General features: G+C 69.9%; 19 protein-coding genes and 1 tRNA gene. 6 read left to right on the top strand and 14 right to left on the bottom strand.

The annotated features are described in order from the left end of the window. Nucleotides 1–71: 71 nt before the first annotated feature. The 3 genes from KILIM_RS02675 to metH form a co-directional block, all read right to left on the bottom strand. Nucleotides 72–1,097: a GNAT family N-acetyltransferase gene (locus tag KILIM_RS02675; protein ID WP_006591072.1), complete on the bottom strand. Its 1,026-nt coding sequence runs from the start codon at nt 1,095–1,097 to the stop codon at nt 72–74. Between the two features lie 121 nt (nt 1,098–1,218). Further along, entirely contained in the window at nt 1,219–1,920 is a 702-nt protein-coding gene (locus tag KILIM_RS02670) for an HAD family hydrolase (RefSeq protein WP_006591071.1), read from the bottom strand. 1 nt (nt 1,921) lies between these two features. After that, nucleotides 1,922–5,494, bottom strand: a complete 3,573-nt coding sequence (metH, locus tag KILIM_RS02665; RefSeq protein ID WP_040561915.1) for a methionine synthase — start codon at nt 5,492–5,494, stop codon at nt 1,922–1,924. Between the two features lie 308 nt (nt 5,495–5,802). Here metH and KILIM_RS02660 point away from each other — a divergent pair, with 308 nt between their 5' ends. After that, on the top strand, nt 5,803–6,654 hold the full coding sequence (locus KILIM_RS02660; RefSeq protein WP_006591069.1) for a PAC2 family protein: 852 nt from the start codon (nt 5,803–5,805) through the stop codon (nt 6,652–6,654). Nucleotides 6,655–6,657: 3 nt separating this feature from the next. Here KILIM_RS02660 and mshC read toward each other — a convergent pair whose 3' ends face one another. The 4 genes from mshC to KILIM_RS02640 all read right to left on the bottom strand — a co-directional run bounded on the left by mshC (nt 6,658) and on the right by KILIM_RS02640 (nt 10,391). Further along, nucleotides 6,658–7,992, bottom strand: coding sequence for a cysteine--1-D-myo-inosityl 2-amino-2-deoxy-alpha-D-glucopyranoside ligase (gene mshC / locus KILIM_RS02655; RefSeq protein WP_040561913.1), 1,335 nt, complete (start codon nt 7,990–7,992; stop codon nt 6,658–6,660). Nucleotides 7,993–8,085: 93 nt separating this feature from the next. Continuing rightward, nucleotides 8,086–9,072, bottom strand: coding sequence for an SCO1664 family protein (locus KILIM_RS02650; protein ID WP_006591067.1), 987 nt, complete (start codon nt 9,070–9,072; stop codon nt 8,086–8,088). A gap of 1 nt (nt 9,073) precedes the next feature. Next, on the bottom strand, nt 9,074–9,640 hold the full coding sequence (locus KILIM_RS02645; protein ID WP_006591066.1) for a DUF3090 domain-containing protein: 567 nt from the start codon (nt 9,638–9,640) through the stop codon (nt 9,074–9,076). A 37-nt stretch (nt 9,641–9,677) separates the two neighbouring features. Beyond that, nucleotides 9,678–10,391: an MSMEG_4193 family putative phosphomutase gene (locus tag KILIM_RS02640; RefSeq protein WP_006591065.1), complete on the bottom strand. Its 714-nt coding sequence runs from the start codon at nt 10,389–10,391 to the stop codon at nt 9,678–9,680. A gap of 64 nt (nt 10,392–10,455) precedes the next feature. Between KILIM_RS02640 and corA the strand changes: the two genes are divergently transcribed. Then, nucleotides 10,456–11,430 (top strand): magnesium/cobalt transporter CorA, encoded by a 975-nt coding sequence (gene corA, locus KILIM_RS02635; RefSeq protein ID WP_006591064.1) that lies wholly within the window; start codon nt 10,456–10,458, stop codon nt 11,428–11,430. 47 nt (nt 11,431–11,477) lie between these two features. Here corA and KILIM_RS02630 read toward each other — a convergent pair whose 3' ends face one another. Further along, complete coding sequence (locus KILIM_RS02630) at nt 11,478–12,326, bottom strand: undecaprenyl-diphosphate phosphatase (protein ID WP_006591063.1); 849 nt, start codon at nt 12,324–12,326, stop codon at nt 11,478–11,480. 110 nt (nt 12,327–12,436) lie between these two features. Continuing rightward, nucleotides 12,437–12,862 (bottom strand): hypothetical protein, encoded by a 426-nt coding sequence (locus tag KILIM_RS24455; protein ID WP_006591062.1) that lies wholly within the window; start codon nt 12,860–12,862, stop codon nt 12,437–12,439. On the opposite strand from KILIM_RS24455, the gene KILIM_RS25325 reads away from it, so the two are divergent. Further along, on the top strand, nt 12,861–13,175 hold the full coding sequence (locus KILIM_RS25325; RefSeq protein ID WP_006591061.1) for a DUF5703 family protein: 315 nt from the start codon (nt 12,861–12,863) through the stop codon (nt 13,173–13,175). The two genes, KILIM_RS24455 and KILIM_RS25325, sit on opposite strands and share 2 nt — an antisense overlap. 125 nt (nt 13,176–13,300) lie before the next feature. Here KILIM_RS25325 and KILIM_RS02615 read toward each other — a convergent pair whose 3' ends face one another. Next, nucleotides 13,301–13,702, bottom strand: coding sequence for a hypothetical protein (locus KILIM_RS02615; protein WP_006591060.1), 402 nt, complete (start codon nt 13,700–13,702; stop codon nt 13,301–13,303). 167 nt (nt 13,703–13,869) lie between these two features. Then, nucleotides 13,870–15,597: an AbgT family transporter gene (locus KILIM_RS24565; protein ID WP_006591059.1), complete on the bottom strand. Its 1,728-nt coding sequence runs from the start codon at nt 15,595–15,597 to the stop codon at nt 13,870–13,872. A 210-nt stretch (nt 15,598–15,807) separates the two neighbouring features. Here KILIM_RS24565 and KILIM_RS02605 point away from each other — a divergent pair, with 210 nt between their 5' ends. Next, a complete protein-coding gene (locus tag KILIM_RS02605; protein WP_006591058.1) occupies nt 15,808–16,809 on the top strand; it encodes a threonine dehydratase in 1,002 nt (333 codons plus the stop codon). A 33-nt stretch (nt 16,810–16,842) separates the two neighbouring features. Here KILIM_RS02605 and KILIM_RS02600 read toward each other — a convergent pair. Next, nucleotides 16,843–16,930, bottom strand: a tRNA-Leu gene (locus tag KILIM_RS02600). A gap of 200 nt (nt 16,931–17,130) precedes the next feature. On the opposite strand from KILIM_RS02600, the gene galE reads away from it, so the two are divergent. Both galE and galK read left to right on the top strand, forming a co-directional pair. Next, complete coding sequence (gene galE, locus KILIM_RS02595) at nt 17,131–18,084, top strand: UDP-glucose 4-epimerase GalE (protein WP_006591057.1); 954 nt, start codon at nt 17,131–17,133, stop codon at nt 18,082–18,084. Beyond that, nucleotides 18,081–19,247 (top strand): galactokinase, encoded by a 1,167-nt coding sequence (gene galK / locus KILIM_RS02590; protein ID WP_006591056.1) that lies wholly within the window; start codon nt 18,081–18,083, stop codon nt 19,245–19,247. Before galE ends, galK begins: the two co-directional genes overlap by 4 nt. Nucleotides 19,248–19,287: 40 nt before the next feature. On the opposite strand, the gene KILIM_RS02585 is transcribed toward galK, so the two are convergent. Continuing rightward, nucleotides 19,288–19,722 carry a PRC-barrel domain-containing protein gene (locus KILIM_RS02585; protein WP_006591055.1) on the bottom strand — a complete coding sequence of 145 codons (435 nt, stop codon included), beginning with the start codon at nt 19,720–19,722 and terminating at the stop codon, nt 19,288–19,290. A gap of 60 nt (nt 19,723–19,782) precedes the next feature. Next, nucleotides 19,783–20,187, bottom strand: coding sequence for a PRC-barrel domain-containing protein (locus tag KILIM_RS02580; RefSeq protein WP_006591054.1), 405 nt, complete (start codon nt 20,185–20,187; stop codon nt 19,783–19,785). Nucleotides 20,188–20,216: the final 29 nt, after the last annotated feature.

Genomic DNA, 20,216 nt, shown 5'->3' with positions numbered 1-20,216 from the left:
GCCTCAAGCGCTGGTCGGGTCGCAGTAAATTCTTGGTCAATGTGAACGACCGGTAGACGCCGAGGACGTGATCAGGGCATGAGCCGGCAGTAGTGGTAGTCGTGATGGTCCGTGAAGCCGAGGGAGTTGTAGAGCGCGAGGGCGGGGGCGTTGTCGACCTCGACCTGCAGGTAGGCGAAGCGGGCCGGTGTCACGGCGGTGCGGGCGCGGGCGAGCATCAGCTCGGTGATGTGACGGCCCAGGCCGCGGCCGCGCTGCTCGGGGGCGACCTCGATGCAGGACAGGCCGGCCCAGTCGTCGGTATGCACGAGGCGGCCGATAGCCACCGGATCGTCGCCTGTGTCGCGCAGCGTGAGGTACTCCGCCGGTGCGGAGGTGATGACCGCGCGGGCTACCTCGTCGGTGCTCGCCTGCCCACCGTGGAGGCCGTGCAACCAGGCGTCGTCGGGGGCGTCCGACCACGTCGCGGCCGGAGCATCGATCCCCGGCGCTGCCACCTCCGGCCGTAGGCGGCGCAGATCGGCGGTGAGCACGCGGGTCTGGCTGTACGGCTGCCACCCGGCCGCAACCGCGGCGGCTGCGACGTCCGCGGTGGGGTCGTCCTGCCCTACCCGGGGCGCGTCGATGGCGTGCGGTAGTTGCATGATCGCCGGGCGGCCCAACTGCGCGTAGTGGTCTGCCACCACCTCCAGCGCGGCGGCGATCGGCAGGCCCGGATCGCCCGCCACGAGCACTGAATTCGCCCGGTTAGAGTAGCCGCCGCCCGACCGCAGCAGCCAGCCGCCCAGGCGCCACAGGGCCAATCCCGGCCAGCCACGGGCTGCGATCCGCTCCAGCGCCTCGGGGCTGGAGGCGGGGCGGACCGCTCGCGGCGGCACCACCCGATGAGCCACGACATCAGCGCGGTCGACCCGCACCGCCGGGCCGTCCTCCGGGAGCAGCACAACGCCGGATTCGTCAGCGACGAGCACGTGCCCCACGACATCCGAGGCGCGCCCGTCCGGCAACCGGCGCCGCAGCGACCACCGGGGCGTCGCGGTCCAGAAGTCACGCGTGAGGCGAACCATCCGCGCGTCAGGCACCGGCGCGTCAGACAAGGAGCCCCATCCCTCCGATCGAGTCGTCATTTTGACGTCCCAATCGTCACGTCGAACTGACGACTCGCACCCAAAATTGACGACTCGACCCCGCGCGCGGGCGGCCCGTCCGCCCGGCAACTCACCCGCCGGAGGTGAGGGGCAGCAGGTCCCGCGGGCCGACGCCGGCCAGCGACTCCAGCACGGTCAGGCCATCCCGGGGCGCGACCGACACCACGTGCGGCACGACAATCGTCCGCGCCCCGGCCGACAGCGCCGACGCGGCACCGGTCCCGGAGTCCTCGATCGCCACGCACTCCCCGATCGGTACCCCGAGCGCAGCCGCGGCCCGCAGGTACGGCTCCGGGTGCGGTTTTCCCTGGTCGACCTCGTCTCCGGTGATCAGCACGTCGAACGTGCCGGCCGGCATCGCCGTCACCACGGCGTCGACCATCGCCCGCCACGACATCGTCACTATCGCGCACGGCACACCCGCGGCCCGCAGCCCGCTCAGCAGCTCCAACGCGCCCGGGCGCCACGGGATCTGTTCGCGTAGGGAGGCGATGACGCCCGACTGCAGCCGGTCCACCACTTCCTCCGGCGACAGGTCCACCGGCGAGTTGGCCAGGATGTACTCCGCCGACACCAGCAGCGGATTGCCGACGAGATTGTGCGCGTGCTCGTCGCTCCAGCGCCCGCCGAACGACTCGACGAGCGCGTGCTCCTGCGCGATCCAGTACGGCTCGGTGTCCAGCAGCGTCCCGTCCATGTCCCACAGCACGGCCGACGGCAACGTGCCACCCGGCCCGGGCTGCGGCAGCGACTCCTGCGAAGGCTGATTCATCTCAGACCTTGAAGTACTTCGCCTCGGGGTGGTGCACCACCATGGCGTCGGTCGACTGCTCCGGATGCAACTGCAGCTCCTCGCTGAGCTCCACGCCGATGCGCTCCGGCTCCAGCAGCCGCACGAGCGTCGCCCGATCCTCCAGCTCGGGGCACGCGGGATAGCCGAAGGAGTACCGGCAGCCGCGGAAGCGCACATCGAGCACCTGATCCAGCTCCAGGTCGGCGGCGTCGGCGAAACCGATCTCCGAGCGCACCCGCGCGTGCCAGAACTCCGCGAGCGCCTCGGTGAGCTGCACCGACAGGCCGTGCAACTCCAGGTAGTCGCGGTAGGCGTTCTCCGCGTACAGCTTCGCGGTGACGTCAGAGACCTTGGTGCCCATCGTCACCAGCTGCAACGCGAGCACGTCGGGCCGACCGTCCGCCTCGTACTGGGCCTTGGAGCGGAAGAAGTCGGCCAGGCACAGGCGCCGATCCCGGCGCTGCCGCGGGAAGCTGAACCGCGCCCGTTCGCTGCCCTTCGCCTCCCCGTTCGGCCCGTCCTCGTGCCACACGACGACCAAGTCGTTGTTCTCGGAGTAGCAGGGGAAGTACCCGTAGACGACCGACGGCTCCATGATGTCCTCGGTCTTGATGCGGTCCAGCCACATCCGCAGCCGGGGCCGCCCCTCGGTCTCCACGAGCTCCTCGTAGTCGGGGCCGTCGCCGCCGCGCGTCGGCTTCAGGCCCCACTGGCCCAGGAACGTGGCCCGCTCGTCGAGGAACGCCGAATAGTCGGCCAGGGCGACACCCTTGACGATCCGGGTGCCCCAGAATGGCGGGGTCGGGATCTCGTTGTCGTCCGCGACATTCGAGCGCTTCGTGTCGGTGACCTGCGCGCCCTCCTCGTGCGGCGTCACCGCCCGCACCCGCCGCTTCCGCAGCTCCGGCAGCGCCTCGTCCAACGAGACCGACGGGTCGTTCTTCGCGCGCGCGATGGCGTCCATGAGCCGCAGCCCCTCGAACGCGTCGCGGGCGTAGCGCACGTGGCCGTCGTAGATCTCCGCGAGGTCCTGCTCGACGTACGCGCGGGTCAGCGCCGCGCCGCCGAGCATCACCGGCCACTTGCTCGCGAGCCCGCGGGAGTTGAACTCCTCGAGGTTGTCCTTCATGACGACCGTCGACTTCACGAGCAGACCGCTCATGCCGATCGCGTCGACCTCGTGCTCTGTGGCCGCGTCGATGATCTCGTTGACCGTCTTCTTGATGCCGATGTTGACGACGTCGTAGCCGTTGTTGCTCAAGATAATGTCGACGAGGTTCTTGCCGATGTCGTGCACGTCGCCCTTGACGGTCGCCAGCAGCACCTTGGCCTTGGCGCGGCTGCCGCCGGACCCGCTGGCCGACTCCTGCTCCTCGATCGTCGGCTCCAGGTGCGCCACCGCGGCCTTCATCGTCTCGGCCGACTGCAGCACGAACGGCAGCTGCATCTTGCCGGAGCCGAACAGCTCACCGACGACCTTCATGCCCGCGAGCAGGTGATCGTTGATGATGTCGAGGGCCCGGGTGCCGTCGGACAGCGCCTCGTCGAGGTCCGCCTCCAGGCCGTTGCGCTCACCGTCGATGATGCGGCGCTGCAGCCGCTCGCCCAGCGGCAACGCCTCCAGCTCCGCGGCCCGCGACGCCTTGAGGGAGGCCGAGTCGACGCCTTCGAAGAGCTCCAGCATCCGCGCCAGCGGGTCGTAGGTGCACTCCCCCGCGTCGTCGAATTCGCGCCGGTCCCAGACGAGGTCGAGGGCGACCTTGAGCTGGTCCTCCGGGATCCGCGCGACGGGGAGGATCTTCGCCGAGTTGACGATAGCGCTGCTCAGACCGGCCTTCGCGGCCTCGTCGAGGAACACCGAGTTGAGCACCACGCGGGCCGCCGGCTTGAGGCCGAAGCTCACGTTCGAGACTCCGAGCGTCGTCTGTACGCCGGGGTACTTGGTGGTGATCTCGCGGATCGCCTCGATCGTCTCGATGCCGTCGCGGCGCGTCTCCTCCTGCCCGGTGGCGATGGGGAAGGTGAGCGCGTCGACGATGATGTCCTCGACGCGGAAGCCCATCTCGACGAGGGAGTCGATGAGCCGGGAGGCGATCGCGACCTTCTTCTCGGCGGTGCGCGCCTGCCCCTCCTCGTCGATCGTCAACGCGACCAGCGCGGCGCCATGCTCGGTGGCCAGGGCCGTCATCTTCGCGAACCGGGAGCCCGGCCCGTCGCCGTCCTCGTAGTTGACCGAGTTGATGACCGCACGCCCGCCGAGCCGCTCCAACCCCGCCTCGACGACGGCCGGCTCGGTGGAGTCGAGCACGAGCGGCAGCGTCGACGAGGTCGCCAACCGAGAGACGAGTTCGCTCATGTCGCCGGCGCCGTCACGGCCCACGTAGTCGACGCACACGTCGAGCAGGTGCGCGCCCTCACGGGTCATGTCCTTGGCGATCTCGACGCAGTCGTCCCAGCGCTGCTCCAGCATCGCCACCCGAAATGCCTTGGAGCCGTTGGCGTTCGTCCGCTCCCCGATCGACAGGTAGGAGGCGTCCTGACGGAACGGCACCGCCGTGTACAAGCTGGCGACCCCCGCCTCCTCGACGGGCGTGCGCGGCGCGACCTCCTGCCCGCCGACGGCCTCGACGACCGCCTTGAGGTGCTCGGGGGTCGTGCCGCAGCAGCCGCCGACGAGCGCCAGGCCGTAGTCGCGCACGAACTGGGTGTGCGCGGCGGCCAGCTCGGCCGGAGTCAGGGGGTAGTGCGCGCCGTCCTTGCCCAGCTGCGGCAGGCCCGCGTTGGGCAGGCAGCTGATCGGGACGCGGGCGTGCGTGGCCAGGTGGCGAAGGTGCTCGCTCATCTCGGCGGGGCCCGTGGCGCAGTTGAGGCCGATGACGTCGATGCCCAGCGGCTCCAAGGCCGTCAGCGCCGCGCCGATCTCGGAGCCCATGAGCATCGTGCCGGTCGTCTCGATCGTCACGCTGGCGATGATCGGCAGGTCGGCGCCGCGGTCGGCCAGCGCCCGCTTGCAGCCGACGATCGCGGCCTTGGCCTGCAGCAGGTCCTGGCTGGTCTCGACGAGCAGAGCGTCGGCGCCGCCGTCGATGAGGCCGATCGCGCACTGCTCGTAGGCGTCGCGCAGCACGGCGTAGGGGGCGTGCAGCAGCGACGGCAGCTTGGTGCCCGGGCCGATGGAGCCGAGCACGAACCGCGGCTTGTCCGGCGTGCTGTACTCGTCCGCGACCTCACGAGCGATGCGGGCCCCCGCCTCGGCCAGCTCGTAGATACGCTCGGGGATGTCGTACTCGCCGAGATTGGCCAGGTTCGCGCCGAACGTGTTGGTCTCGATCGCGTCGACCCCGACCTGCAGATACTCGGCGTGCACCGACCGCACAATGTCTGGACGGGTGACGTTGAGGATCTCGTTACAGCCCTCGAGGTTCTGAAAGTCCTCCAGGGAGGGGTCCGCGGCCTGGAGCATCGTGCCCATCGCGCCGTCCGCCACGATGACGCGGCGGTTCAGCAGGCTTCTCAGGTCGGGTCGCGCGGGAGATTCGGAGCGGCTGCTCACAGACTCGGCTTTCTTCTCGTAGGCAAAGACCCCCCATGGTATCGACCGCCCGTCCACCCCCAGAGCGACGGTTGCTCTCGCTGCCGACCGTTGCGGTCGCAACCGCGCCCCACGGCAGGGAGCGCAACCGTCGAGCCGGCCGGAAGCCGGCAGGACACCGAGGCCCGCCGCCCGCGCCGAGCCTCCAGAGGCCGCCAACGAGGCATGCGCGGTGACGATGCGTACTGTGGAGGGATGCGTACACGCACCCAGCCCGCGCCGTGCTCCACCGGTGCGGTCGATCGGGGGACTGACCAGGAGGCGGCTCGGTGATCGAGGTCGACGACCTACCCGACCTGCAGGATCCCGTCGTCATCGCGGCTTTCGAAGGGTGGAACGACGCCGGCGAGGCCGCGACCTGCGTCGTCGATCACCTCGCGCAGGTGTGGGACGCCCAGCCGATCGCCGCGATCGACCCTGAGGAGTACTACGACTTTCAGGTCAACCGGCCGCGGGTGGGCGTTGCGCCCGACGGCGTACGGCGCATCACGTGGCCGACGACTCGGGTGCTGCACGCCGCCAAGGAGCGGGCCGGCCGCGACATCCTGCTGATCCAGGGCATCGAGCCCTCCACGCGGTGGCGTTCGTTCGTCGTCGAGCTGCTGGCGCTGGCCGACGACGTCGACGCCACGATGGTCGTGTGCCTGGGCGCCCTGCTGGCCGACGTCCCGCACACCCGCCCGCTGCCGGTCGGGGTGTTCTCCGAGGACGCGGTGCTGACGCACACTCTCGACCTGGAGCCCAGCACGTACGAGGGGCCGACCGGCATCGTCGGGGTCTTGGCCGACGCCGCTCACCAGGCGCAGATCCCGACCGTCTCCGCGTGGGTGTCGGTGCCGCACTACGCCGGCGGCACTCCCTCTCCGAAGGCGGCCCTGGCGCTCCTCGACCACGTCGAGGACCTGCTCGACCTGCGCGTGAACCGCGGCGACCTCGAAGAGCTGTCCAAGGCGTGGGAGCGCGGCGTCGACGAGCTCGCCGCCAGCGACGACGAGGTGGCCGAGTACGTCCAGGCCCTGGAGCAGGCCACGGACACGGCTGAGCACCCCGAAGCCAGCGGCGACGCCATCGCCCGCGAGTTCGAGCGATACCTGCGCCGCCGCGACGACCCCAACCCGTAGTCCCTACAGGGCGATGCCTAGCAGAGCGGCCACGGAGTCGCGGGCCTGCTGAGCGCCGGTGCCGTCGCCGTCTCGGGCGAGCATGCAGGCGTCGACGGCGGCCAGGGCGGCGGGAGTGTCGAGGTCGTCCGCCAGGAGGGCGCGCAGGTCGGCCAGGAGGCGGGTGGCCTGGTCGGTCGATACCTGCTCGACGCCCTCGCGCCAGGTGGCGAGGCGCTGCTGGGCGGCGGCCAGGGACTCGTCGGTCCAGCTCCACGGGGTGCGGTAGTGGTGGTCCAGGAGCACGAGGCGCACGGCCATCGGGTCGACGCCCTCCCTGCGCAGCTTGGAGACGAGCACGAGGTTGCCCTTCGATTTGCTCATCTTCTCGCCGTCCAGGCCCACCATCTCTTGGTGCACGTAGACGCGCGCGAAGGCGCCCGGCCCATACAGCCCCTCGGCCTGCACGGCGCTCATCTCGTGATGCGGGAACACGAGGTCGACGCCGCCGCCTTGCACGTCGAACGTCGTGCCGAGGTGGTCGACGGCGATGCACGTGCATTCGATGTGCCACCCGGGCCGGCCATCGGGCAGCCCCGGCGCCGCCCACGACGGCTCGTCCGCGCGCGCGGCGCGCCACAGCAACGGGTCGAGCGCGTCGCGCTTGCCCGGGCGCTCCGGGTCACCGCCGCGATCGGCGTACACGGCAAGCATCTCGGCGCGGTCGAACCGACTCACCGACCCGAAACTCGGCTTGGACGTCAGGTCGAGGTAGATGTCGGCCGCGCCGTCGACCAGCGCGTCCGGCGCAGCCACCTCGTACGCCGACCCGTTCGCCAGCAAGGCCAGCACACCCTGCGCGATCGACTCGATGCTCTCGACGACGCCCAGGTACTGCGCCGGCGGAATGACAGCCAACGCCTCCATGTCGTCGCGGAACAACTGAATCTCGCGCTGCGCCAGGGCAACCCAGTCGATGCCGTCGCGCTTGGCCCGCTCGAGCAGCGGGTCGTCGACGTCGGTGACGTTCTGCACGTAGTGCACCTGGCGACCGGCGTCGAGCAGCACGCGGTGCAGCACGTCGAACGTCACGTAGGTCGCCGCGTGCCCCATGTGGGTCGCGTCGTAGGGCGTGATGCCGCAGACGTACAGCCCGACCTCGCGCGCCTCTGCCGCCCCAGCCCCAGCCCCAGCCCCAGTCGACTCAGCCGCTGCGAAGCGGGAGTCGGACGTCGAGGATGCGCCGGAGTCCGGCTCGATCACGGTCAGCGCCCGCCGCGAGGAGTCGAAGACCCTCGGGGGTGTCCCAGTGCCGTGGGCGGATAGGTCGGGGACGACCGGGTGGGTCCAGGATCTCACCGCGCCAGCGTAGCCGCCGCAGCCCGGCGCCTCTGACGGCCGGTGCCCCAAGCGTGGACACCACAAGCCCCTACCGCACTGGGACTCCCGCGCCTACAGCGCAGGCCAGGGCACGCAGGGCCAGTCCGGCGAGGGCATCGGATGCCGTTGCGTCGTCAACAGGTCCCGCACCCGGCGGCGCAACGCGGCGGCCTCGACGCGAGTCAACAATTCGCCCAGCCGAGCCGCGAGCGCCGACGACGGCTCCAGTGCCACCCGCAGACGCTCGAGCCGCTCCAGATCGGCCTCCGGGATCGGCTGCCCTGCCCACCCCCACAGCACGGTCCGCAGTTTGTCTTCCTGGTGCAACGTCACCCCGTGATCGATGCACCACAGCCGCCCGTCGAGTCCGGTCAGCAGGTGCGAGCCCTTGCGGTCGCTGTTGTTGATCGCGGCGTCGAGCACGGCCACCGAGCGCAGGTCGGCTCGATCGGCGTGGGCCACGACGACGTGCCCGCCGGCGGCCAGGCGCCCGGAGAGCACCGGCAGCCACCCCTGCGGCAACGCGGCCGGGTCGAACAGCCCGACGAACCGGTCGCTGCGTTCGACGTCGGTGTCGACCTCGATCTCCTCCCCCGGCGCGTGCTCCTCGCCTGAGGAGAACTCACCCTCCTCCTCCGGTGAGTCGGAGGGCGCATCTGTCGGAACGGCCGTCACCCAGCGCTGCACCGACCCGGGCCCGAACGGCCCGTCGCGCCACACGGTCGGCGGCACGACGTCCCACCCACCGGCGGTCGCGACCAACCACGTCGCCACTTCGCGGTAGGCCAGGTGACCGTCCGGAAAGTCCCACAGCGGCCGCTCCCCCGCGACCGGTTTGTAGATGACGTGCTCGCTGTCGTCGCTGTCGTCGCAGTCCTCCAGACGCGACAGCAGCGTGGTGTTGGAGGAGTCGAGCAACTGCCCGAGCACGGTCAGCCCGGCGGTGCGCAGCCGGGCATGCAACCGCTGCGCCGCGGCGTCCAACGGCACGCCCGGAGTGCCGTGCTCGGGCTCGGGTGTGCGCGGCGAGGGCGGCGGAAACACGGCCGGGGCGTTCACGTCAGCGCTTGTACCCGTTGGCGCGCGCGCACACGTGCCCCTCGGGATCGAGCGGCAGGGAGCAGAAGGGGCAGGGGGGACGGCCCGCGGAGACCACCGAGACGCTGCGCCGCGCGAAGGCGCGGGCCACGGCGGGGTCGAGCACCACCCGCAGCACGAGTTGGCGCGGATCGGTGGCCGGGTCCACCTCCTCCTGGCCTTCCATGCCTTCGATGGCCTCGGCGGTGTCGAAGGCGTCGCCGGCGGCGTGGCAGTCGATGACGAGGCGCTCGCGCTCGGGGTCCCAGCTCAGACCCATGGTGCCGACGGCGAACTCCTCCTCGATGGGAGTGTCGAGCGGCGCGTTGTCGGTGTGGCGGGCGGCGGCCTGTTCGGTGGCGGCGCCGCCGGCGAAGGAGTCGAGCAGGTCGTTGACTCGGTCGGCCAGTACCTGAACCTGCGACTTCTCGACCGCGACCGTCGTCGTCCGGCCCGAGCCGGTGGCCTGCAGAAAGAACTGCCGCTGCCCGGGCGGACCGACGGTGCCGGTGACGAAGCGGTCGGGCGGGTCGAAGGCGATCAATGCCATCCCCCGACCTTAGCCCGCGCGAGGCGTCCGGTTTGTCTCAGACCCCGCCGCCGACCGCGGCATCTGCCGTGGCTCCAGCCCCGGGCTCCGGCGTCTCGGAGGGCGCGGCGGGCACGAGGCGGCTCAGGTCGGCGCCGGTGTCGTTGACTCGCTCGACGAACGTGCGCCCGGGGCTGTAGCGCACGACGGACAGGGAGGCGGGCCCGGCGACGAACCGCTGGAAGGCGTCCAGATGGGCGCCGGCGGCATCGGCGAGGATCGCCTTGATGACGTCTCCGTGGCTGACGGCCACCCACAGCGCCCCCTCGCCGTGCTCGGCGCGCACCGCCGTGTCGAGCGAGCGCACCGCCGCGACGGCCCGCGACGACATGGCCGCGATGCTCTCGCCGGGAAAGTCCGGCCCGTCGGGAAAGACCGCGGCACTGGGCTGGTCTTGCACGACCCGCCACAGCGGCTCCTTGGCCAGGTCCTGCAGGGACCGCCCGGTCCACGCGCCGTAGCGACACTCCCCGAGATCGTCGACGATCTGCACGGGCGCGCCCGGGTGCGTGATGAGTTCGGCGGTCTGTCGACAGCGTTCCAGCGGGCTGGTGGCCACGAGCCGCAGGGGCAGCCCCGCCAACCGCTCCCCCAGCGCTCGGGCGCCGGCCTGGCCCTGGTCGTCGAGGTCGACCCCCGGGGTCCAGCCGGCCAGGATGCCGGCGACGTTGGCGGAGGTGCGGCCGTGGCGCACGAGCAGGCAGATCGGCACCCCACCACTGTACGCAGCCGGTGCATCGGCCCCGAGACGACCGCGACTGTGGTGACAATTGATCGTGATCGTCGACAAGGCCGTCTACCACGACGGACAGCGCCTGGCCTGCGGACATCCCAGCGCCGAGTTGGAGCGGCTCCGCGAATCGGGCAACGGCTTCCTGTGGATCGGGGTCAAGGACCCGACCGACGCCGAGTTCGCGGAGATCAACCACGAACTGCGGCTGCATCCGCTGGCGGTGGAGGACGCGGTACTGGGCAATCAGCGCCCGAAGATCGACATCTACGAGGAGTCGATGTTCGTGGTCCTCAAGACGCTGCGCTACGTGGAGGCGACCAGCGATGTCGAGACCGGCGAGCTGATGCTCTTCGTCGGCGACCAGTTCGTGCTGACGGTCCGCCGCGGTGAGGTCAACCCGCTCGACGGGGTGCGCCACCGATTGGAGGCCGAGTCGGGCCTGCTGGGTATGGGGCCGCTCGCGGTGCTGCACGCTGTGCTCGACCACATCGTCGACACCTACCGCGCGATCGATCTACAGCTGTTGGAAGACCTGGAGAACATCGAGGAGGCGATCTTCGCGGGGGACCGCACGGTCACCGGCCAGGAGATCTACCAACTCAAACGCGAGGTGCTGGAGTTCAAGCGCGGCGCCCTGCCCCTCGTCATCCCGTTGCGTCGGCTCGTCACCGGGGAGACGCGAGTGCAGCTGCCCAAGAAGCTGCGGCCGTTCTACAACGACGTGCTCGACCACCTCCTGCAGGTCGTCGACCACGCCGAGGCGTACGACCGACTCCTGTCCGACATTCTGGCGGCGTACCTGGCGCAGGTGTCGGTGCAGCAGAACAACGACATGCGCAAGATCTCGGCGTGGGTGGCGATGGCTGCGGTGCCGACGATGATCGCCGGCGTCTACGGCCAGAACTTCGACTTCATGCCCGAACTGCACTGGGAGTACGGGTACTACCTGTCGCTAGGCCTGATGGCGGGCGTCGTCGTGCTCTTGTACGTGCTCTTCCGACGCTCGGGTTGGCTCTAGAGCGTTTGTCGGTCGCAGGCCCGTTGCGCGCCGAACGGAGGCGCGGGTCAGGTGGCGGTCATGACTCCCGTGCCCAGCAGCGCGAGCAGCACGGTGCCGAGCACGATGCGGTAGTAGATGAACGCGCGCAGCGAGTTGGTCGCGACGAATCGCAACAGCCACGCGATGGAGGCGTAGGCGACGACGAACGACACGAGAATGCCGAGGGCCATCGGGCCCCAGCCGATGATGTTCGTGTCGACCTCCCGCAGCCCGAACAGCCCGGCGGCGGTGAGCGCGGGGATGGCCATGAAGAACGACAGGCGGGTGGCGACGACCCGGTTGATGCCCGCCAGCAGCCCGGCCGAGATCGTCGCCCCGGAGCGGGAGACGCCGGGGATCAGCGAGAAGCACTGCACGAGCCCGAGAATCACGCCGTCGCGGATCGTCACATCGTCTTCGGCACGCTCGGCGCCGGCGGCCACCTTGCGGGAGTAGACGATCTCGGCGATCCACATGACGACGCTCCACGCCAGCAGCGCCCCGGCGACGACCCACAGGGAGCGCAGCGCACCCTCGATGATGTGCCGGCCGAGGAAGCCGACGATGCCGATGGGGATGGAGCCGATGACGACGGCCCAGGCCAACGTGTAGTCGTGCGTGCGGGACTCTTTGTCACGCAGCCCACCGGTCCAGGCCAGAAAGAGCCTGACGATGTCTTTCCAGAAGTAGATGAGGGTCGCCGCGATCGCCCCGATCTGGATGGTCGCCGTGTAACCGGTGACGGTCGGGTTGTCGATCTGCAGGCCCAGGAGCTTCTGGGTGATCGTCAGGTGGCCCGTTGAGGAGACGGGCAAGTATTCGGTGAGGCCCTCGACGATGCCCAGGATGATGGCATCGAGATACGACAGGTACACCCGGCGACCCTTTCACGCGCGGAAAAGGCGTGGCCGGAGCGGCCACGCCTTTTCGCAAGCTACCGGCGGTCGCTGAGTGCGAGCCGAACGTCCGGCTCGTGTCGCTGAAGTCAGCGGCGGGGGCGACCGGCACCCGTGGGTTTGCGCGCCCCGTTGTCGCTGTCTTCGCCGTCGGATTCCTCGTCCGCGTCGTCGTCTTCGTCGGAATCGTCGTCGTCGGAATCGTCCTCGAAGTCCTCGTCGTCGAGCCCGACGTACGGCTCTGCGTCCTCGTCTTCGTCGTCGAAGTCCTCGTCGAAGTCGTCGTCCTCGTCGTCGAGGTCGTCGTCCTCCTCATCGCTGTAGATCTCCAGCGGTGTGACCTCTTCGTAGGCGTCCATGAGCGCGTCCTCGTAGCGGTCGAAGGCCTCCGCGACGTCTTGATAGGCGGCCACGACGGCCGGGTCGTTCTCACCTCGTCGGGACGACGCCGCCTCGAGGTGGCGCTCGAGGGAGGAGACGAAGGCGGCCAGGGCGGCCCGCGGGTCAGCGCTCATGGGTCGAAACTACCTTGTCGGGCGCGTCCTCGGCACCAAGAAATGCCCCGCGCCGCCGATCCCGCGCACCAGGCCCAACTTCTCGCGGTTCCACCGACGCTGGTGGATGACCGACAATGGTCCAACGATGGTGGAGTACGAGTACCGAACGTTGAACTTTCCGCGCCAGACGACCCGCGCGGAGGCCCGTCGCGTGCTGTCCGAATACGCGGAGTACGAGCAGTGGGAGTTGCAGCGGATGCGGCTGTACTTCGGCGGCGCCCGGCGGGCTGTGTTGCGCCGCAAGATCATCCGCGTACGCCGCACCGCCTGAGCGGCCTTCGACGGCCGGGCGGCACTACCCCCGGAAGCGACAGGCCGGTCCGCCACCGATGATCGGCGGCGGACCGGCCACGCTCCATATCCAGGGGGCGTCCAGGTAATCCGGTGCGCTTGCGCCTACTGGCGCAGCTCACGACACTTGGCCACGGCCTCCTGGTACTTGCGGGCCGCATCCTGCGCCTGGGTCGCCTTGGTCTGCAGGTCCATGCCCTCGAGAACGCGGGTCTGCTCGGTGACGCCGTTGACGTCCATCCGCCCGGCGGCGGCAACGGCCTCCTGCAGGGCGCTGAGCACCTGCGGCACATCCTCCGCGAGCGCACTGTCGGCGCTGATGGCAGCGTCGGCCTGGTCGAGGGCGGCGTTGCATTCCTCCGAGATCTGCGCGGCGGCAGGGGTCTCGGTGACGGTGACCGTCGCGGTCTGCTGCGGCGACGGGCCCGCTGAACCCAGGGAGCTACATCCCGCGAGGAGCCCGGGTGCGAGCAGGGCGGCGACGACAAGAGTGTGGGAGCGCTTCATGCCCCGAGCATAGGGGGGTCCGTGGTCTCCCGACAGGGTGCAAGCGTGCCCTTTGGGTGGCGTCCGACACGAACGTGGGGGCTCGCCACGCGAGCGTCCCGCAGGCGTTGCGCCTTGCGGTCGGTTTGCGTGGCGAGCCCCCGTTGGTCCTGCTATTGGGGCCTGCGTTACGGCTGGTAGAGGATCGGTGCGTTGGGGCCCAAGGGGATGCCGGCGAGCATCCACAGCACCAGCATGACCGTCCAGGAGACGAGGTAGGCGATCGAGAAGGGCAGCATCACGGCGATGAGCGAGCCGATGCGCAGGCCCTTGTCGTAGCGCTGGGCGAAGGCGATGATCAGCGCGAAGTAGGGCAGCAGCGGCGAGATGACGTTGGTGCCGGAGTCGGCCACTCGGTAGGCCATCTGGGTTAGCTCGGGGCTGTAGCCCAGCTGCATCATGATCGGCACGAAGACCGGCGCGAGGATCGCCCACTTGGCCGATGCGCTGCCGATGAACAGGTTGATGAACGCGACGATGAGGATGAACATCAGCACCAGCGGGAAGCCGGTGAGGTTGATGCCTTCGAGGAACTCCGCGCCGTAGACGGCCATGAACGTGGCGAGGTTGGACTCGTTGAACCAGGCGATGAACTGGCCGGCGGTGAAGGCCAGGACGACGAACAGGGCCATCGCCGACATCGTCTTGGTCATCATGTCGACCGCGTCGTCGTCCTTCTTGATCTTGCCGACGACGATGCCGTAGACCAGGCCGGGCACGAAGAACGCGATGATGATGATGACCACCAGCGAGCTCATGAACGGCGACTGCACGATGCCGCCGTCGTCCGCCCGCAGCGGGGCGTTCTGCGGCACCACGAGCAGCGCGATGGCCACGCAGGTCAGCGCGAGGGAGATCCCCGCCCAGAGCATGCCCTTCTTCTCCAGCGGGGTCAGCGCCAGAGACTGCACTTCGGCCTCTTCCGAAGACTCGGCGGGGTCGGCCTTCCCCGCGCCGTCCGCATCGCCGGCCGCATCTGCGATCTCGGCGGCGTCGTCGGCGCTCTTCGTCGAGGTGCTGGTGCCGCGCGGCACCTGCTCGGTCTCGGCCGCGGCCTCGGGGGCCGCACCGGAGACGAGCGACGGGCCGTGGTACGGGCCGAGCCGGGGCTCGACGTAGTACTGGCCGACGACCGTTCCGACGATCGCGAGGAAGAACGTGGAGGCGATGATGAAGTAGTAGTTCATCGCCAGGTTCATCTGCTCGGCGTACGCGGGATCGATGGTCTGCGCCGCCTGGATCGTCAGCTCTCCCAGCAGCACGTCGGTGCCGGACAGCAGCAGGTTGGCGCTGAAGCCTGCGGAGACGCCGGCGAAGGCGGTGGCCAGACCGGCCAGCGGGTGTCGGCCCATCGCGGCGTAGATCATGGCCGCAAGGGGCGGCAGCACCACATAGCCGGCGTCGGAGGCGACGCTGGACATGATGGCGGCGAAGACGATGCCGAAGGTGATGAGCGTGCGCGGCACGGCGAGCACGAAGCCCCGGAGCGCGGCGCTGATGAGGCCGGTGTGTTCGGCGATGCCGATGCCGATCATGGTGGCCAGCACGACGCCCAGGGGTGCGAACCCGATGAAGTTGGCGACGAGGGTCGTGAAGAGGTACTCGATGCCCTCGGCGTCGAGCAGGTTCTTGACACCGATCTCGCCCTCGCCCACCACCGGGGACTGCACCGTGACCCCGGACGCCGACATGACGGCCGAGACGATGAGGACCAGCACGGCGAGGATGGCGAACAGCGACACCGGGTGGGGCAGCGCGTTACCGGCCTTCTCGATCCAGTCCAGACTCCGCTGGACGAACCCGCGCTTGCGCGTCTGCGGGGGAGATTCCTTCTCCGAGACCTGCTGATCGGACACTGCTACCTCCAGACATCGCGGGGTCCACTCTCCGGGCAATGCTGGCGACGGTACCCGTCCCTCGCGCAGGCGCCCATGAGGCGAGGCACCCAATCTGGCGGGTGAACGGTGTCTCCCGTGTTCTCGTGGGGGCGCCCGATCAGATCGCAGGGATCGGCGCCACCGACGGACCGTACGCTGCAAGCACCGGCATCGATGAAGGAGAAGACCGTGTCCGAACTCGACTCGCAGTTCGATCTGTCCGCTGCGGCTTTGGCCGCGGTGCGGGAGCGGGTGGGTCGGCAGGTGCGGCCGACACCGGCTCGTCGCTGGCCGCTGTTGGAGGAGTCGACCGGCACGCCGACGTGGGTGAAGCACGAGGGCAACAATCCGACGGGTGCGTTCAAGGTCCGCGGTGGCCTGAACTACGTCGAGCGGTTGCTGGCCGAGCACGGTCAGGTTGCCGGCCTGGTGTCGGCGACGCGCGGCAATCACGGGCAGTCGCTCGCTCTGGGCGGTGCGACCTTCGGGGTGCCGGTGACGATCGTGGTGCCGCAGGGCAACAGTCCCGACAAGAACGCCGCCATGCGGGCGTACGGCGCCGAGCTGGTGGTGCACGGCGAGGACTTCCAGGCCGCGCGGGAGCACTCGATGACTTTGGCGCGCGAGCGCGGGCTGCTCGCCGTCCCCTCCTTCCACCCTTGGCTGGTGGAGGGCGTGGCGACGCTGGCGGCCGAGTTGCACGAGGCGGTGCCCGACCTCGACGTGATCTACGTGCCGGTGGGGATGGGCTCGGGCATCTGCGCACAGATCGCCGTCCGCGACCTGCTGGGCCGCGCGACGCAGATCGTCGGCGTCGTTGCCACGGGGGCTCCGGCGTACGCCCTGAGCTTCGATGCGGGCGAGCCGGTGACCACCGAGCGAGCGGACACCCTGGTCGACGGCGTCGCCTGCAGGGTTCCGGATGCCGACGCGGTCCGCATCATCTGCGCCGGCGCGGCCCGCATCGTGCAGGTCAGCGACGAGCAGGCCCTGGCCGCCATGGCGTTGATGTACCGCGCCACCCACAACCTGGCCGAACCGGCCGGCTCCCTGGCCCTCGCCGGGTTCCTGGCCGAGCGGGAGAGGGTGGCGGGGCGCAACGTGGCGATCGTGCACACGGGAGCCAACGCCGACTTCGACCTGTTGACCCGCGCGCTGCATGAGGCTGAATGCGAAGTCTGGCCCGCCTGACCCGCAGATAGCGGTCGTGGCCTGCGAAGATGCTGGTGTCCGGAGGGGGACTTGAACCCCCACGCCCGATAAAGGGCACTAGCACCTCAAGCTAGCGCGTCTGCCATTCCGCCACCCGGACAAGGTGAGCGCCGCGACCTTCCAGGAGCCCTGGTGGCGGCCGTCGGCAACGACATTGAACACTAGCAGGGCTGCCCGGGGGCGGCGAAATCCGGGAACGTGTCGGCTGGTGGGCGGCGGATAGAGTGGCCGTGACCGCTGGCAGCGCAGGTCGCAGCCGCACCCACTCAGCACACGCAAGCATCCGAGGGAAGGCACTGTATGAAACTCGTCGTGACCGGAGGCGCCGGCTACATCGGCTCGGTCGTCACGTCGCAACTGCTCGACGACGGCCACGAGGTGACGGTCGTCGACGACCTGTCCACCGGCCACCGCGACGCGGTGCCCGACGGCGCGCAGTTCGTGCAGGCGCGCATCCACGACGCGGCCGACTTCTTGAGTCCCGACGTCGATGGCGTGTTGCACTTCGCCGCCAAATCGCTCGTCGGGGAGTCGGTCGAGAAACCCGAGCTGTACTGGGAGAACAATGTCGTCGGTTCGCACGCGCTGCTGGAGGCGGTCCGCGGGCACGGTATCGAGCGGTTCGTGTTCTCCTCCACCGCGGCCTGCTACGGCGAGCCCGACGTCTCCCCGATCACCGAGGACGTCACGCCCTCCCCCATCAACCCCTACGGCCACAGCAAGCTCGCCGTCGACATGATGCTCACCGACTACGCCAAGGCGCACGGGCTCGGCGCTACCTCGCTGCGGTACTTCAACGTCGGCGGCGCCCGCGGCCGCTTCGGTGAGCGGCACGCCATCGAGACCCACCTCATCCCCAACTTGCTGAAGGTGCCTGCCGGGCAACGCGATCGGGCGGCCGTGTTCGGCACCGACTACCCCACCCCCGACGGCACCGCGGTGCGCGACTACCTGCACGTCGTCGACCTCGGCCGCGCCCACCTGCTCGCGCTGGCAACCAGCAGCCCCGGCACCCACCGCATCTTCAACCTGGGCTCGGGCACCGGCTACTCGGTCAACGACGTGCTCGCCGCGTGCCGCGAGGTCACCGGTCATGAGCTGCCGGCCGACGAGCACCCTCGCCGCCCCGGCGACCCGGCAACGCTCGTCGCCAGCTCCGCCCGCGCCCTCGAGCAGCTGGGTTGGCAGCCGGAGTTGGGCCTGCGGGAGATCGTCAGCGACGCCTGGGGGTTCATGCAGGAGTCGGGCCGATGAGCGAGCAGGAGCACGCGGCGCAGTTGTTCGAGGAGCTGCACGGCCGCGCTCCGGCAGGGGTGTGGGCCGCCCCTGGGCGGGTCAACCTCATCGGCGAACACACGGACTACAACGAGGGCTTCGTGCTGCCGTTGGCCATCCGGCAGCGATGCGTCGTCGCCGCGGCGCCGGCCACCGGGGCGCAGTCGAGCGTGACCTCGGCGCAGCGACCCGGCGAGACGATCCGGTTTACCGCCGCCGACCTGACCCCCGGAGCCGTCGAGGGCTGGGCCGCCTACGTCGCGGGCGTGCTGTGGGCCCTGCGCGAGGCCGGACACGACGTCGGCGACGTCGACCTCGTCGTCGACTCCACTGTTCCCCTGGGCGCCAGCCTGTCGTCGTCGGCCGCCATCGAGTGTGCGGTCGCCTCGGCCGCGGCCGGCCTGGCCGGTATCGACCTCGATGCCACGCAGATCGCCCTCCTGGCTCAGCGCGCCGAGAACGACTACGTCGGCATGCCATGCGGCGTCATGGACCAGATGGCCTCCATGCACGGCAAGCCCGGACAGCTCGTGTTCATCGACACCCGCACGCTGGACGTGCGCAACGTGCCGTTCGACCTCTCCGGCTCCGGGCTGGCGTTGCTCGTCATCGACACCCGCGCCCCGCACGCACTCGTCGACGGCGAGTACGCGGCCCGGCGCCGCGACTGCGAGGAGGCCGCGCGGCAGCTGGGGGTGACGGCGCTGCGCGACATCAGCGGCGACGAGCTCGACGACGCCCTGGCCAAGCTGAGCGATGACACGCTGCGCAAGCGCGCCCGGCACGTCGTGACCGAGGACGACCGGGTGCTGACCGTCGTCGACATCCTGGGCTCCGGGGCCGACCCGCGCGAGATCGGGCCGCTCCTGACCGCCTCGCACGCCTCGATGCGCGACGACTTCGAGATCACCGTGCCGCACGTCGACGTCGCCGTTGACGCCGCCTTGGCGGCCGGCGCGGTCGGTGCTCGCATGACCGGAGGCGGTTTCGGCGGCTCGATCATCGCCCTCGTGGCAGCGCAAGGGCCGGCCGGTGCGGAGGCGGTAGCCGACGCCGTGCGGCAGGCCTACTCGGAGCGAGGGTGGACATCACCCGCGCCGTTCGTCACCCAGGCCGAACAGGGCGCCACCCGCTTGACGTGAGTCAGCACGTCCGAGCAGGGGCCAGGAGCGGCCGACCGCGTCAGCCGTTCGCGCGTTCCTCGTCGTCGCCGGCCTGCTCCGCGGTGCCGGCCCGCTCCCTGGACTCGGCCTGCCCGCCGGCTCGCTCGTGCTTGCGCAGGCGGACGTCACCTGCAGCGGTTTGGTAGTAGCCGTACAACTCGTCCTCTTCTTGCGCTGTGATGTGGTGGTCGGCATCGATCTGGGGTGCGTCCTTGACGAAGTCCTTCGAGTAGGGCACGCGGATGTCCGCACCGTCGAGGGAGGCCTCGGCCAGCGGCACGAACGTCTCCTTGGTGCCGAACAGGCCGGTCTTGACCGTGGCCCACGTGGGGCGCTCGGTCTGGTCGTCCAGGTAGATCTGCCCGACGCCACCGATCTTGTCTCCGCTCTCGTCGACGACGTTGGCGTCGTACAGCTCGCGAAGGTCCTCTTGGGTCATGTTGGTCCCGAACATTGCACTCCTTGGTCGAGCGGTGGTTGGAGGGCCCGGCGTCGCCTGCGTTCGACCCGCAGGTCAGCGAGGTTCGTTCGCGGCGGCCGCGGCGGTTTGATCTGTGGGCTGCGCTTCGTCGGTTACCTCCGCTTCATCGGCGAGGGTGCGGATGTCGTAGTAGGAGTACAGCTCCCCCTCCATCTCTGGGGTCAGGCTGTGCTCGGCGTCGATGCCGGGCGCCTCCGCGATGAAGTCCTTGCGGTAGGCCACCTGGATGTTGCCGTCGACCATGCTCGCCCCGTCGAGCGGCGCAAAGGTCTCGGTGCTACCGAGCAGGCCCGTGCGCACGGTCACCCATGTGGGGTTACCGGTGACATCATCGAGGTAGACCTGCCCTACGCCGCCGACCTTGTCTCCGGTCTCGTCGATGACGTCGGCGTCGTACAACTGTCGTAGGTTCTGCTGGCTGGGGTTGCTGGCGAACATGCTGCTCCCTTTCGCGTGAGCGGTCGACG

It is taken from the genome of Kineosphaera limosa NBRC 100340, from assembly GCF_000298215.1.
Taxonomy (GTDB): Bacteria; Actinomycetota; Actinomycetes; order Actinomycetales; family Dermatophilaceae; genus Kineosphaera; species Kineosphaera limosa.
Note: the sequence above shows the minus strand (reverse complement) of the source record. Positions and strands in the feature narration are given on the sequence as shown.